Below are 15,157 nucleotides of genomic sequence, written 5' to 3' on the forward strand. Positions count from 1 at the left end.
AATAGTATGAGGTAAAATTATGATGAAGAAAAAAATAATGATAATCGCGACGCTATTAGCAGCCTCTGTAGCAATTACATCGTGTACGGCTGAAGCTGTTGCTGTGACAGGTTTAGTTTTAGCCAGTGTTGCTGTAGGTGCTTTAGCGTATAAGTGGATGGAAGACCCTGATGCTTACAATGCCTATGCAAAAAATAGAGAGACTGTATTTGCTGCTGCTACACAGGTATTAAACGAAAATAAATATGTTACAAAAGAACAATCTGTTGATGAAAAAAAATCAGAAATCAAATCTGTTTCTCCAACAGGTGACACTATTGATATTGTAGTTCAATCAGCTAAAGATAATCCTAATCAATCTGCTATCTATATTAAAGATGATAGTAAAACAAATGCTACTATTATACTTAATCAAATTAATCAAAAACTTGCAGATTCAAAATAATCTTTATAGATAACTTTCTATCCATAAGACTAATATTTTATAATCTTATTTACTTAAGCTATATATAGCAAGTTAAGTTCTTTTAAATTACTATGGAAATATTTCCTTACCATCCCATGCAAAACATTTACCACTATCATCTGCTTTCAAACTTTCTAGTACTTTAATAAGTTTGTCAGCAGAATATTCTGGAGTAAAAAGCTTTTCTTGAGGTACTCTTGCTTGAAAAGGTTGTGATAAATGACTATCCACAGTCCCCGGATGCACTCCGACTACTATAGCATTTGAATTTACACGCTTAGTTTCAATACTTGCCGTTTTGATAAACATATTTAAAGCAGCCTTTGAAGCCCTATAAGCATACCAACCACCAAGTTGATTATCAGAAATACTACCAACTCTTGCCGAAATAGCAACAAATACAGACTTAGAATCTTTAGCTAACTTAGGTATAAAATGCTTAGCAACTAAGGCTGGAAAAACTGTATTTGCTTTAAAAAGTTCAATAAATTTGTCAGCTGATAATTCTTTTAATGATTTTTCTGGTTTTATCTCAGATGTGTGTAATATACCAGTAGCTACAAAAACTAAATTAATAGCTCCTGATTTTTCATAAACATATTTTGCAGCTTTCTCGATTGTTGACTCATCAGAATAATCAATATGGTGATAAACCACTCTTTCTACACAATTAGTGACTTCCGTACGTAAAAAAGCATATATGTTAGCATCTGGGTACAAATACCTTAATCTTTTGGTTACAGCATGACCTATAGAGCCAGAAACTCCGATAACAACTAGATTACTACTCATAATACTTCCTCAAATAAAGGTTTAGTATGATAAGTATACAAATAAGATTATTGATTTTTTATACAGATAAATAAATATTAAGAAAGTTTAATAAAGAAAATTAATCTGCTATTAGATCATACTCAGTAGACTCGGTGATTTCAACATTAGCAAACTCACCTACTTTTAGACCTCTTTCTAAAGCATCACCTACAATTACTTGTCCATCGACTTCTGGAGCATCATATCTAGTACGGCCAATTGCATAATTTTCTTCATGATTTACTGAATCAATTATAATCTGTTGCTCTGTACCAATAAACCCTTCAAGCTTATCAGCACTTATTTGAGCTTGTAATCCCATAAATTCATCTAATCTTTGTTGCTTAACTTCTTCAGAAATCAAATTATCAAATTGGTTAGCTTTTGCACCTTCTACTTCTGAATATTTAAAACAACCAACTCTATCAAGCTGTGCTTTTTCAGCAAAATCTAATAAATGCTCAAAATCAGCTTCTGTCTCACCAGGGAAACCAACTATAAAAGTACTACGAATCGTTATATCTGGACAAATATCACGCCATTTATTAATTCTATCAAGAGTTTTCTGTGTATGTGCCGGGCGTTTCATTCTTTTTAGAACCTCTGGAGAGGAGTGTTGCAAAGGTACATCTAGATAAGGAAGTATTTTGCCTTGAGCCATAAGCGGGACAATCTTATCAACATGAGGATATGGATATACATAATGTAGCCTTGTCCACATATCTAAATCACCAAGTGCTGTAGCAAGATCTAAGATATTACTTTGATATTCTTTATTATTCCAAATACCAGACTTATATTTAATATCGACACCATACGCAGAAGTATCTTGAGATATTACAAGTAACTCTTTAACACCAGCATTTTTAAGTTTTTCAGCTTCTTTCATGATATTGTCTATGGAACGACTTTTTAACTTACCACGAATATCAGGAATAATACAAAAAGTACAAGTATTATTACATCCTTCAGAAATTTTCAAATATGAATAATGTCTTGGAGTAAGTTTAATTCCTTGTGGAGGAACTAAAGATACAAAATCATTAGCAAATATAGGTGCATGTGTATGTACTGCTTCTATTAAATTCTCATAATCCTGAGGTCCTGTAATACTTAGAACTTCTGGATGTTTTTCTTTAATTAAATCAGCCTTATTTCCAAGGCACCCTGTTACTAAAACCTTACCATTCTCAGCTATCGCTTCACCAATAACCTCTAAAGACTCATCAATAGCAGAATTTAGAAATCCACATGTATTTACAATAACCATATCAGCATTATTGTAGCTATCAACTAAGTCATAACCTTCTGCTTTTAATTTTGTTATGATGCGTTCAGAATCAACAAGATTTTTAGGACAGCCTAAACTAACAAAACCAATCTTAGGAATTTTAATCATAATAATTAAATTAAATAAAAAATTATTCGACTATTGTAGATTAATTTGATAAAAAAAAATAGATAAAGATAAAATTAGATTTAGTTAATAGCCTGGCTAGATGATTCACTTTGATCACACTTAACGCCAAAATCAAGCTCTGTTCTTCTATCTAGATAGTATGCTTTTTCAGAAGCTTTATACATACAAGCATCATTTACACCATCTGTACAGAATTCATCATAGAATTTAGTTGGTTCAGCTGCAGGTTTTAGTTTTCCATAACTAACCACACATATTTGATCTTTCTTCACACCTTTATCTAATAGATAGTTATAAACAGATTCCGCACGTTTCTGACCTAGATTAAAGTTGTATTTTTCGCTTCCTCTTGGGTCAGTATTACCTGATAATTTAATAGGTTGATTTGGATGTGCTATTAGATAATCAGCTGTTTTATCTAAACATTCTTTAGCATCATCTGTAACATTATAGCTATCAAAACCAAAGTATACAGATCTACAATTGATATCCATAAGTTCTTTTTTCATTTGATCAACTTCGTCAGAGCTTAAACTATCAGAACCAAAAATTTGTGAAGACATTTCTAATGCTTGAGAACTATCCACACCAGCATATTTATCTTTAATTAAATCACTATTATCTGGTCTAGTACTAGAACAACTCGCTAAAATAAGCATAGAACTTATCACTACTATTCCTAAAAGACTTTTTTTCATAACTTACAACTCCTATTTATTTTATTACGCAACATTATCAAAACTTGTGGTTTCAAAATTACCACCATTATCAGCAAACCCAGTATCTCCACTTCCATACTTTTGTCCAGATTTAAGTGTACTAAAAAATCCTGGTCCTGTTGTTTCATTTAATGCAGAACCATCAAGATTAGCATCTGCATTTGCTTGTAAAGGAGGACCTTGATACCAAGCACACCCTGTCATCAAGGTTGCAATAACAGTAAAAGCATAAAATTTAGTAAAAACCCTCATTATCTAGAACCTCTTAATAGTTTTTTGGTGACCAACTTGGTGACTGAATTAAGGTATTACCATTCTCAGCTTTTTCAACACTAAATTGATTACTTCCATCTAATGATACCATATCTAAAGAACTATAACCTTGCGAATTTGTAGAAATATACGCAATCATATCTCCATATGGTGAAACAGTCGGCGAGCTATCAGATTTACCTTTTGTCAAAGTTGTTATATCTCCACTAGCTAAATTAAAATCTGCTATTTGGATACCACTTGAACGAGATTTTTGATACATAAACACTATATCTTTACCATTAGGTGTATAGTTAGGCTCATAACCTTGATATATCTTACTACTTAATCTTGAAGATTGTGGATATTTTGAGTTTACTGGAGCTACATAAATATTTGGTTTGCCATTATCTCTATCTGATGTAAACACTATACTTCTACCATTTGGTGAAAATTTTGGTGCTGTATTTATGCCATTAATAGTTAATCTCTTAAGAGCTTTTGTAGCTAAATTCATTATATATATATTTGTTTGGTCTGAGTAACCTTTAGATAGGGCTAATGCTATATCTTTACCATCAGGTGAAAATGACGGTGAACTATTAATACCTTGATAGTTAGATAAACGAGTAACTTTTCCTGTAGCTATTTGTAGCTCATAAACTCCCATACTACCACCACTATAGCTTGAATAAACTATATATTGCCCATCTGCTGACCATGATGGTGTTGCAATAGGATTATCTGACTGTCGTAGTACAGTATGTTTATTAAATCCATCATAATCAGAGATAATAAGCTCATAAATTCTGCCATATCTAGCATATGGATTACTTACTTTAACATATGCTAATTTTGTCAAGAAAAAACCTTGCTCTCCTGTAAGCTTTTTATAAACATAATTTGAAATCTTATGTGCTAATGTTCTCATAAGAGAAATATTTATATTTTTATATGTGATAGCCTGGATGTAGCTTGTATCATTTCTCTTTAGAATCTCTACTTCTACCGTATAGTTATTATAAGAATTTTTTGTATATTTAGTTAAAACTACATAATCAGCTTTTATTTTACTCCAAGGAACATTTTCTTTTTGTTTTATTTCATACTTTATAGTATCTGAACCTTGTAATTTAGCATTATGATTAAGATCGGCAACTATTACAGAGTCTACATCTTGAGGAAATTGATCTATAACATTATTACTCATTACCGAAACTAAAGGTTTTTGTATAACACCTGTTGTTACTTCTGCAACTAAATCTGCGTATATATTTGATACTAAAAAAATTAATATTGAAAAGCTCGCAATGATTTTTTTCATTATTATTCCTTATTTAAGTTTGTTTAAATATAAAACTTATATTTTCTGTTTGTATTGTTTTTCTTGCCGCACTATTTGAAATTTGCGGAGGTGTTGTATTCTTAATAGCATTAATCAGAGATTGATCGCACATATAACTACCAGAAGTACCTGTTAGCTTAATAAAATTACCATTTCTAATAATAGCTCTAGGTAAATTATAAATTCCTCTACATGGATCTTTAATCCAATTATCGCCAACTCTAGTTTGATACTCTAATATATAACTAGCAATTGCCCTCTGAGCCTGGTTCTGCTCTGCTTCTTTTTTAGCTGCTGCTATAGCTTCAGCTCTAGCTTTTGCTAATCTCTCTTGACGTGCTTTACGTTCTGCTTCTAATTTAGCCTGCTTCTCTTGCTCTATTTTACGTTGTTTCTCTTGTTCAGCCTTTTTCTTAGCTTCTTCTTTTGCTTTTTGCTCTGCTTCTAATTTAGCCTGCTTCTCTTGTTCTATTTTACGTTGTTTTTCTTGTTCTTTTTGTTGAGCTTCTAAAGCAGCTTGCTTTTGAGCTTCAATTTTAGCTTTACGCTCTGCCTCGGCTTTTTGTTTCATCAAGAGTTTATGTTTCTGTAAGGCTTCTTGCTTAGCTTGTTTTACATCTTGTCTAGCTTGACGTATCTCTTGCTGGCGGTTTTCATAATTTGCTATCTGCTTATTAAGCTCACTACTACTTATTGATGTAGCCTGGATAACTTGTAATTGCTTTGGAGTATTTGCAACTTCGGCACTTAATGAAGCTGAAGTTGAATCAAATTTTAATACACTTATATAAGATAAAATATATAAAATCAGAACTATGCCTACATGAATAAGTAAGGCCTTAACTACATAAGGATTCTGATCGATTTGTTTTTTACAAAACTGTAGTATTTTCTGGTAATTAAGATTTGCCATCTTCTGTGACTAACCCCACTTTGTCAATCCCTGCTCTTTGAATAAGAGCCATTGCTTTTACTACCTCACCATAACTAGCACTACTATCACCTCTGACATAAACTGGTTTACCAGGATTTTGCTGTGACAAGTTAACTACAGCATTAGCAAGCTCATTTGGGCTTAATGGAGCTTTAGGATCACTAACACCTTGGTTGACAAAATACTCGCCTTGCTTATTTACAGTAACTACTATTGGCTTACTATCATTAGATGGAATTTTCTCTGACTTCGCTTTTGGTAAATCAACTTTCACACCTTGAGTTAAAATAGGAGTGGTAATCATAAAAATAACTAATAGCACAAGCATAACATCAATGTAAGGAACTACATTGATCTGTACCATTGGTCGTCTTTTTCTATAAAATCTTTTATTTCTTTTTTTCATATCTAAAAGCCTTTATTAGCTTTCTTGATTTTGATGTTGTACTTGATCCCTATGTGCTTCTTTTAAAAGCAAAATACATAAATCATCTTGGAATGACTCATAGCTTGATAGCACATCATCAACTTGATTTGATAGTCTACTATGACCTATAACTGCAGGAATAGCAACAAACAAGCCTAAAGCTGTTGCTATCAAAGCTTCTGCAATATGAGGAGCCACAACAGATATTGTCGCTTGCTCAACACCACCAAGAGTATTAAATGATGACATAATCCCCCAAACAGTCCCTACTAAACCTATATATGGAGCAACAGCACCTATAGTACCTAAAGCTGGAAGCTTTCTATCTAGTTCTTTAGCTTCCTGAGCAATTGCTATACTTACAGTCCTTTCCATACCTTCAAGTATAGTATCTCCTTTTAAGACACCTGTTTCTTTAAGATTGTTAAACTCTCTTAATGCCGAGCAAAATATTATTGATTTACCAAAGATATTCTCTTTATGCTGTAAGTAGTAATCGTATAATTTTTGGATATGATGACCTGCCCAAAATAACTTATCAAACTGCGCCTGTTCATTAGAGTACTTTTTAACACGATTATTTACCTCAAGCATAATAGCCCAAGAATAAACAGACATTGCAATCAAAGCTATCATTATAAGCTGAACGATAAAGTTTGCATGCCATATCAACTGAACTAAAGAAAGAGAGTTATCTTGCATAATTAATCCTAAAAATTTATGTTTCTATATTTTTTGCCCACACTTGTCCGCAACATTATACGTAAACATTTCAAAATTATAAACAGTTTAGTTTACTTAAATTATACACAAATCTGTTATTATTAATAATAAATAACTTATTCATTAATAAATATTTAATATGAAAACAATAACTTTTTTAACACTTTGTACCCTTTCTGTAATATTAGTCTCATGCTCAACTTCTGAAGATCAATTTAAATATGTATCTCCTCCACCTACACAACAAAACACTAACGAGAACAATCTGAACATAGGAAATCAAGCAAGTAAAACAAGCACCAATCTGAGTAGTGAGCAAAATCTAAATAATGATTAATATTTATAGATAAGAAAGTGAAAAACTAAGAGTCAGCGTCAACTATTTTTTTGCCATCAACACTAGATTTAGCATTAAAATCGCTATTCTTAATTTTTTGTTTATATTTATAGTGAGAAATTGGACCAGATAATGCATAACCTATCATTATTAAATAAAGTAGTTTTTCTGGCATAGTAAACAACATTAAAATAATCAATATAAAACAAATCACATAAATTTTGCTAATATTACCGTGACCATCACTATCTTTAAAGCTTCTAAATTTAATATCGCTAACCATCATAAATGCTAGATATAAAGCCGTAAAAGCTGTCAGAAGAACCGTTATAAATACATAATCTCCAACAAAAGTTTTCTGTCCCATCCAAATAAGTCCTGAGATTGTAACAGCTCCTGCTGGGCAAGGCATACCATAGAAATATAACTTACGTTCAATTATATCATTTTCACTAAGATCTTTAGGTGCTAATTGAGTATCAAATTTAGCTAATCTTAAGGCTACTGCTAACAAATATAGAAAACAAATTGCCGCACCTAAAGAACCTAAATTATGCAATGTCCAAAAATACATAACTAAAGCAGGAGTTGCTCCAAAAGAAACAACATCTGCCAAACTATCTAAAGCCGCACCAAATTCTGTCTGTGTATGTGTATATCTGGCTACTCTACCATCAAATGCATCTGCAAAACCAGATAGCAACATATATACTGCACATGAGACAAAGCTCCCTTGGAACGCTGATATAATAGCCAAAAATGCAAATAACAAACTAGCACTAGTAAATAAACTAGGAAGTATATATTTAGATTTTTTCATATCTATATTTTCTAATAACCACATAGCAAACCCTTTATTCTATTACTAAATCAGGCCTTAATTTTTTTGCCTCATGCAAATACACATGCCTAATATCTTCTTGACTCTTTTCTGTATTATATGTCAACATCACTCTAATACAAAGCTCTAAAGCATCATCACACATCATCTGATGACAATCTATAAGAGGAACATTAATCAATCCTATCTCACGTGCAGCAACTGCAGGGAAAGTCGAACTTATATCTGATGTAGCTGTAAATATTATATTTACTATATCTTTAGAATCCACTGAATTTTTTGTCAATATGTAATATAAAAGCTCCTTTGTCGCTTTGATAACATTTTCTTTAGTATCTTTTACTATTGTTGTTGCGCCTCTTATGGATCTTTGCATAAATTATTCCACCTTTATTTGGTAATCACTTTTTGCTTCAAAAGTCTTGGTAATGGAAAATAAATCTCTTCTTTAATACCTTCAAACTCTTCTACTGTAACATTATTATCACAAACTTCAGATATTTTAGAAATTATCTGTTGAACAAGATACTCAGGAGCTGATGCTCCAGCACTTACGCCACAAGTTTCCTTATCTTCAAACCAAGATTTTTTAATATCCAAAGGATTGTCAATCAAATAAGAATCCATCCCCTCTAGTGTGGCTAATTCTTTTAACCTATTTGAATTAGAGCTATTTTTCGATCCTACAACAACTAACACATCGATTTCTTTAAGCATAGATTTTATCGCAGTTTGACGATTTTGTGTTGCATAACAAATATCTTCTTTTTTAGGTCCTTTTATATTAGGATATTTATCTCTTAAAGCTTGTATTATATTTTCCGTCTCATCAACAGAAAGAGTTGTCTGTGTTGCATAGTAAAGATTATCTGGATCATTAATTTTTAGTTTAGCTACATCAGCTTCATTTTCAACTAAATATATAGCACCCTTACTACTACGGTATTGACCCATAGTGCCTTGAACTTCTGGATGTCCCTTATGTCCAACAAGAACACACTCAGCATCATTATTACTAGCTAGCCTAACACCTCTATGAACTTTTGTAACTAAAGGACAAGTGGCATCATAAAGTACTAGATTTTTTTTAGCTGCTTCTTCTTCAACTTTTAAAGAGACTCCATGAGCACTAAAAACACATACTGAATCATCAGGAACTTCATCAACTTCCTTGACAAAAATAACACCCTTCTTCTTTAATGAGTCTACTACAACTTTATTATGAACTACTTCATGACGCACATATACTGGAGACTTCTCAACCTCTAAAACTTTCTCAACCGTTTCCACAGCCCTACTAACGCCTGCACAAAAACCACGAGGATTAGCTAGCAATATCTTCATTTAACTTACCTTCCTCATCAGCAATATCTAATATTTTAGCCTCAAAAACTATTATTTGACCTGACAGTGGATGATTAAAATCAACCATCACATCACTCTCACCAATTTCTATAATTAATCCAGGAAGCTTAGAACCATCTTTTTGGCTGAAAGATACTATTAATCCTTCTTCTAATTCCATATCCTTAGGAAATCTATATTTTGGTACAGAATAAATACTTGCAGGATGCTTCTCACCAAAAGCTTCCTCAGGCATTAAAACAACCCTTTTACTCTCGCCAATAGAGCTTCCTAAAAGCTCATCCTCAACCTTATCAGTAAAACACCCTTGTCCCATCTGAAATATAAAAGGTCTATTATAATTTTCTGTATCTTCGGCAATAGAACCATCTTTTAGCCTAAACTTAAAATGCATTTTCACAAAACTATCTGATGCAATTTTCATATCATTTTCTATAATTAGTACTTTGCCTTTCAAGATACCATATTTATAATTCTTAGTCATCTAATCTTTATACAAAAAGCCTTTCACATCGATATCAAAATGTTCAAATACTCTACACAAATGTAATAGATTTATAGTAGAATAACTTTCATAGAGAATCTCTTTAGATACATAAAGCATGAAGAAATTATTATACGCTGTTCTTTTAGTAGCACTTACAAATATTATTACAAGCTGCGACACTGTGGATAAGAAAGACACACAAGACAATAAACCTCTTTCATTTCCAACATTAAAGTACTGTACACCACAAATGCTTAAGAGTGACAAATCGTTCATCTGCATATTAAGACAAGAAGGTACAGATTTAATAGAAACAAATATCAAATTTGATACTGATAGCTTCACGCTAAATGACCAAGCCAAAGCAGTTTTAAATAAACTATATGCGTACTTAAAACTTACAGGTACTACTAGATTCACAATAAGAGGCTACGCAGGCAAAATTGATTCAGACCTTATTACTGATAAAAATTTATTAACCGAACACAACATACGATTATCACAAAATAGAGCCGTTAGCGTTAGAGAGTATTTAGTTAAAAAAGGACTTGAACCCAATGATGGAATAGAGCCAGCAGATGGTATCACAATAAAAGCTATGGGATATCAAGATCCTATCGCCCCAAATGACTCTAGCGCAAATAGAGCAATTAACCAAAGAGTTGAAATATCTATTGAAAGCAAGCTAGTTGAGCAAATTGATAATATTGAGCAAAGTCTAAAACATCTGCGACCAGCAGAATATCACAAATTCTTCTCAAATGTATACCTTCTTAATGGTAATCAATTGGATGATACCTCTGAAATTTATGACTCTCGTGAAAAAAGACCGGTTTTAGGCCCTAATTTTACAATATTTGCTAACAAACAATATACTGCAAAAGATGATAATAGTAACTTTATTATAGTATCCAAACCTAAGCCAATTGCTAACTTTAATAATGATCTGAAGATTTATAGACTAGGATCTGCAACATATAAATTTACTTATGAGGGTATAACAGCATTAAAAGTTAATAATCTGAGTCGTGAAGCAAGTGTTGGTGACTATGTGATTCCAGATGATATTGTTTCTGAAAAACTTCCGGATGAAACTTTTAGAATCAAAGATAGAATTATAGCAAACGTTATGGAAGACGTTATGAATACAAACACATTCTCATCATCTTTTAACAGCATTCTTTTAAATAAAGGGTCTTCAGATGGACTAAAAGTAGGTGCGGAAATGATCTTATATGAACCTGCAACAAGAACGGATGGCTACCCTGTTCCTCCAAGATATATTGGATATGGCTTTATTTATAGAGTGTCTGATCACTATTCTATAATGTTAGTAGTAAATTCTTTACAAGAAATAACAGATAACTCAATGGCAACCACCACCCTGTAATGCAAAATACCACGAAAAATATAGTTATTTTATCTCAAGCTCCATATTTCGGAATTCATCGCTTTTTAAAAGCCATATCAAAAAATCTTTGCCTTGAAGATATTATAAAAAATCCATCTAAGTACTCAGAAATTTTATCTCTACGTCAAGAAACTATTGATTTTTTAAACGTACATAAATATGAACAATATTTAGAAAAAGTTAATAAATGGTTAACAAATCCTAAAAACCGAATACTAAACTTTTTAGATAAGAACTATCCTAAAAACCTAAAACAAATAGCAAACCCTCCTATAATATTATATTGTTCGGGAAACATCGAACTACTAAAAAAACCTCAATTAGCAATAATTGGAGCAAGGAATCATTCTACTTACGGAAAAAATGCAACCGAAAAGCTTTGCACTGATCTTCAATCATCACAGATATCTATAATAAGCGGTCTTGCATATGGTATTGATACTCTAGCACATAAATACGCAATTAAAAATAATCTTAATACCATAGCTGTAGTTGGCACAGGTGTAGATATTACATACCCAAGTTCTAATAGAGAACTTCACAACAACATTATAGAATCCAATAACTTAATAATTTCTGAATTTGCTCTAGGCACAACTCCTCTGCGTCATAATTTCCCTCAAAGAAATCGCATAATTAGTGGCTTAGCAGAAGGAGTTGTAATTGTTGAAGCTGCCAAAAAAAGTGGCTCTCTAATCACTGCTCAACTAGCACTAGAACAAAATAAAGAAGTTTTTGCAATACCTGGAAATATTTTCAGCAAAACTAGTGAGGGATGTAATGACCTAATCAAACAAGGAGCTAAATTAGTTTGTGATCTAGCCGATATACTTGAAGAAATTAATATAAAATCAACAAATGCAAAAAAACCTAATACTTTATTAAAAACAAATAATCACAAAAGCCTTAACTCATCCGAAGAGACCGTTTTAAATAGCATAGATATAGAACTAACAACTTTAGATGCAATTATCACAAGATCAAACTTACCATATAACCAAGTAGTATCTTCTCTATTAGAGTTAGAATTAAAATCTTTAATTGAGTCGGTTACGGGAGGATATATAAAGATTTGACAAGATATTAATTATAGTTTTAGAGAGATAATATATGAGAAACAATATAGTTGGTAAGCATAAACTTGAACTTGATACACCATGTCTAGTTATTGATAAAACAAAACTTATTGATAACATTAAACAAATGCAAGAATTTGCTAAAACTAAAGGTAAGCAAGTAAGACCACACGCTAAAACCCATAAATGCCCAAACATATGTAAGCTACAGTTAGATTATGGAAGTATCGGAATCTCAATAACCAAGCCTACTGAGGCTTTAGAACTCACAAAAGCTGGCATAAAGAATTTACTAATCACATCACCGATCGTTACAGACAAAAAGCTTAAAACTCTTGCTGGAATTCTTAAATTGTCTCCAGAAACAATTGTTGTTACAGACTCTCTAGAAAATATCCAACAGTTAGATATACTAGGGAAACAACTTCAACAACAGATTAATATACTTATTGATATCGATGCGGGCATTAGTCGCACTGGTGTAGATTTTACTAATGCTTTGGAACTTGCTACAATCACTCATGAGAAAAAACATTTACAGATGAAAGGGATTCAGTGCTATGCTGGGCATCTACAACATATCAAAGATATGCAACAACGAGTTATTGCTTCAGAACGACTTTTAAATCGTGCAAGTCAACTAAAATCACAAATAGAGCAGGCCACAGGTTTATCTAATCTAATACAATCAGGATCTGGAACTGGTACGTTTGAAATTGATTGCAATATAGACGGTGTAACTGAAATACAGCCAGGATCATACACTGTTATGGATAAAGAATACTATGACATAGATAAAACCATAACCTTTAGAGCAGCGATGACACTACTAACCACCGTCATAAGTGCAAACACAAAAACCCATGTAACTGTTGATGCAGGAACCAAGGCAATATATAAGGAAATCACTCTACCACAAATTATAAGTCATCCAAATTTAAAATATGATTGGGATGGTTTTGGCGATGAGCATGGTAAAGTCACCGGAAGTAATTTACCGCGTGTTGGTGAGGTTGTAGAAATGATAGTACCTCATTGTGATCCAACAATTAATCTTTACGATAAGTTTTATGTAACTGAAAATGATATAGTAATTGATATATGGAATATAACATTGCGTGGCAAAATACAATAAATAAAAAGTTAGATAGACTTTTCTTATACTAAACACTAAAATATAGCCTTTAGTATTTTATTACCTCCAAGATGTTACACAAAATAGAAACTTTTTTTAATCTAAAAGCAAATAATACATCAATAAAAAAAGAGTTCTTCGCAGGTCTTGCAACCTTTCTCGCAATTTCATACATTATTGTAGTTAATCCTAAGATTTTAGCATCTACTGGAATGCCTATTAACGCTCTAGTTACAAGCACCATAGTATTATCGGCGCTTGGTAGCATAACAATGGGGCTTTTCACACGCAATCCCTTTGTGATTGCCCCTGGAATGGGAATGAATATTTTCTTCGCATACACAGCCGTATCTGTTTATCACCTACCATGGCAGACAGCATTAGGAGCAACATTCTGGTCTGGAATAATTTTCAGCTTACTTGTGATACTAAACATCCGTACTAAAATAATGCTTAGTCTTCCAAAATCAATAAAACAGTCTTTAGGTGCAGGTATAGGCCTTTTTATAGCCTATATTGGGTTTGTAAATACTCACTTCATAACCTCACATGAGGGATTATTAACTCTTGAGAGTATTAATCCGCATATAATATTATTTTTAGTATGCTTAATTTTACTAATAATTCTCTTTATAAAAAAAATCCCAGCCTCAATTATTATAGTAATTGTTATTGGATATATATTATCATTCCCTATTTCTTATTTTAGCCATGATAAAATAGTATCACTTCCAGATCACATAATGAGCTTACCTGATTTTTCATTAATTGGAAAAATTGACTTTATCAATGGCTTAAAGTTTGCAATTTTACCAACAATTTTTACCTTTTGCTTTTTAAGTCTCTTTGATGGAACCGGAGCCATATCTAGTCACTATAGTAGCATGAGAAAGAAATGCTCTCCCGCAGATAAAGAGCTTAAGAGAACTTTTCTTGTTGATGCTGGTTGTGCAACAGTGTCTGGAATATTAGGATCAAGCCCATCAACTGTTGTTGTTGAATCTGGTGTAGGTATCGCTCAGGGAGCTCGCTCTGGTCTTACAGCAATATTCGCTGGACTAATGTTTTTACCTTTTCTATTTTTCTCTCCATTAATAAGTTCAATCCCAATAGAAGTAATCTCCCCAGCACTTGTACTAATCGGGGTAATGATGATGCAGCAAGTAGCAAAAGTAAACTGGCATGATTTTGTCCAAGCAACTCCTGCTTTCTTCACAATTATAATGATGACACTATCTTCATCAATATCAACAGGTATAGCTATTGGAATCATAGTGTGGTTTTTAATTTCAATTTTCTGCAATAAAAATGAATTAAATGTTACTGCTGGAGTTATAACTTTATTTTGTTTTTTAATGTTTCTCCATGCAGTTAATTTATTTTAAATAGTTTATTAATAGAAAATA

18 protein-coding genes are annotated in these 15,157 nt (G+C 32.2%); 6 read left to right on the top strand and 12 right to left on the bottom strand.

Going from position 1 to position 15,157, the window contains the following annotated elements:
- The first annotated feature begins 19 nt into the window (after positions 1 to 19).
- The gene (locus tag R8535_RS02145) at positions 20 to 445 is read left to right on the top strand and encodes a DUF3568 family protein (RefSeq protein ID WP_329496082.1); all 426 of its coding nucleotides are present in this window, start codon (positions 20 to 22) and stop codon (positions 443 to 445) included.
- Between the two features lie 90 nt (positions 446 to 535).
- Here the strand turns inward: R8535_RS02145 and R8535_RS02150 are convergent, their stop codons facing one another.
- From R8535_RS02150 to tolQ, 8 genes are all read right to left on the bottom strand, one after another.
- Positions 536 to 1,258 (bottom strand): SDR family NAD(P)-dependent oxidoreductase, encoded by a 723-nt coding sequence (locus R8535_RS02150; RefSeq protein WP_329496081.1) that lies wholly within the window; start codon positions 1,256 to 1,258, stop codon positions 536 to 538.
- A 100-nt stretch (positions 1,259 to 1,358) separates the two neighbouring features.
- On the bottom strand, positions 1,359 to 2,678 hold the full coding sequence (gene rimO / locus R8535_RS02155) for a 30S ribosomal protein S12 methylthiotransferase RimO (protein WP_329496079.1): 1,320 nt from the start codon (positions 2,676 to 2,678) through the stop codon (positions 1,359 to 1,361).
- An 80-nt stretch (positions 2,679 to 2,758) separates the two neighbouring features.
- On the bottom strand, positions 2,759 to 3,397 hold the full coding sequence (locus tag R8535_RS02160) for an OmpA family protein (protein ID WP_329496077.1): 639 nt from the start codon (positions 3,395 to 3,397) through the stop codon (positions 2,759 to 2,761).
- A gap of 24 nt (positions 3,398 to 3,421) precedes the next feature.
- Positions 3,422 to 3,670, bottom strand: a complete 249-nt coding sequence (locus tag R8535_RS02165; protein WP_329496075.1) for a hypothetical protein — start codon at positions 3,668 to 3,670, stop codon at positions 3,422 to 3,424.
- A gap of 13 nt (positions 3,671 to 3,683) precedes the next feature.
- Complete coding sequence (locus R8535_RS02170; protein ID WP_329496073.1) at positions 3,684 to 4,994, bottom strand: translocation protein TolB; 1,311 nt, start codon at positions 4,992 to 4,994, stop codon at positions 3,684 to 3,686.
- A gap of 13 nt (positions 4,995 to 5,007) precedes the next feature.
- Entirely contained in the window at positions 5,008 to 5,928 is a 921-nt protein-coding gene (locus R8535_RS02175) for a cell envelope integrity protein TolA (protein ID WP_329496071.1), read from the bottom strand.
- Positions 5,915 to 6,355, bottom strand: coding sequence for a protein TolR (gene tolR, locus R8535_RS02180; RefSeq protein ID WP_329496069.1), 441 nt, complete (start codon positions 6,353 to 6,355; stop codon positions 5,915 to 5,917). The genes R8535_RS02175 and tolR overlap by 14 nt, the downstream gene beginning before the upstream one ends.
- Before the next feature lie 15 nt (positions 6,356 to 6,370).
- Complete coding sequence (tolQ, locus tag R8535_RS02185; RefSeq protein WP_329496067.1) at positions 6,371 to 7,078, bottom strand: protein TolQ; 708 nt, start codon at positions 7,076 to 7,078, stop codon at positions 6,371 to 6,373.
- A gap of 160 nt (positions 7,079 to 7,238) precedes the next feature.
- Here tolQ and R8535_RS02190 point away from each other — a divergent pair, with 160 nt between their 5' ends.
- Positions 7,239 to 7,436 carry a hypothetical protein gene (locus tag R8535_RS02190; RefSeq protein WP_329496065.1) on the top strand — a complete coding sequence of 66 codons (198 nt, stop codon included), beginning with the start codon at positions 7,239 to 7,241 and terminating at the stop codon, positions 7,434 to 7,436.
- A 25-nt stretch (positions 7,437 to 7,461) separates the two neighbouring features.
- Here R8535_RS02190 and R8535_RS02195 read toward each other — a convergent pair whose 3' ends face one another.
- Genes R8535_RS02195 through R8535_RS02210 form a run of 4 tightly spaced genes read right to left on the bottom strand, consistent with a single transcriptional unit; the run spans position 7,462 to position 10,066 of the window.
- Positions 7,462 to 8,280 carry a CDP-alcohol phosphatidyltransferase family protein gene (locus tag R8535_RS02195; protein WP_329496063.1) on the bottom strand — a complete coding sequence of 273 codons (819 nt, stop codon included), beginning with the start codon at positions 8,278 to 8,280 and terminating at the stop codon, positions 7,462 to 7,464.
- 10 nt (positions 8,281 to 8,290) lie between these two features.
- Positions 8,291 to 8,653, bottom strand: coding sequence for a chorismate mutase (aroH, locus tag R8535_RS02200; RefSeq protein WP_329496061.1), 363 nt, complete (start codon positions 8,651 to 8,653; stop codon positions 8,291 to 8,293).
- A 14-nt stretch (positions 8,654 to 8,667) separates the two neighbouring features.
- Positions 8,668 to 9,621, bottom strand: a complete 954-nt coding sequence (gene ispH / locus R8535_RS02205; RefSeq protein WP_329496059.1) for a 4-hydroxy-3-methylbut-2-enyl diphosphate reductase — start codon at positions 9,619 to 9,621, stop codon at positions 8,668 to 8,670.
- Positions 9,602 to 10,066: an FKBP-type peptidyl-prolyl cis-trans isomerase gene (locus tag R8535_RS02210; RefSeq protein ID WP_329496178.1), complete on the bottom strand. Its 465-nt coding sequence runs from the start codon at positions 10,064 to 10,066 to the stop codon at positions 9,602 to 9,604. The genes ispH and R8535_RS02210 overlap by 20 nt, the downstream gene beginning before the upstream one ends.
- Before the next feature lie 178 nt (positions 10,067 to 10,244).
- Here R8535_RS02210 and R8535_RS02215 point away from each other — a divergent pair, with 178 nt between their 5' ends.
- From R8535_RS02215 to R8535_RS02230, 4 genes are all read left to right on the top strand, one after another.
- Positions 10,245 to 11,519 carry an OmpA family protein gene (locus R8535_RS02215; protein WP_329496057.1) on the top strand — a complete coding sequence of 425 codons (1,275 nt, stop codon included), beginning with the start codon at positions 10,245 to 10,247 and terminating at the stop codon, positions 11,517 to 11,519.
- A complete protein-coding gene (gene dprA, locus R8535_RS02220) occupies positions 11,519 to 12,616 on the top strand; it encodes a DNA-processing protein DprA (RefSeq protein ID WP_329496055.1) in 1,098 nt (365 codons plus the stop codon). The genes R8535_RS02215 and dprA overlap by 1 nt, the downstream gene beginning before the upstream one ends.
- A gap of 34 nt (positions 12,617 to 12,650) precedes the next feature.
- Complete coding sequence (locus R8535_RS02225) at positions 12,651 to 13,751, top strand: DSD1 family PLP-dependent enzyme (RefSeq protein WP_329496053.1); 1,101 nt, start codon at positions 12,651 to 12,653, stop codon at positions 13,749 to 13,751.
- 71 nt (positions 13,752 to 13,822) lie between these two features.
- The gene (locus R8535_RS02230) at positions 13,823 to 15,136 is read left to right on the top strand and encodes an NCS2 family permease (protein WP_329496051.1); all 1,314 of its coding nucleotides are present in this window, start codon (positions 13,823 to 13,825) and stop codon (positions 15,134 to 15,136) included.
- Positions 15,137 to 15,157: the final 21 nt, after the last annotated feature.

The organism is Francisella sp. 19S2-4 (assembly GCF_036281795.1).
Classification (GTDB): Bacteria; Pseudomonadota; Gammaproteobacteria; order Francisellales; family Francisellaceae; genus Francisella.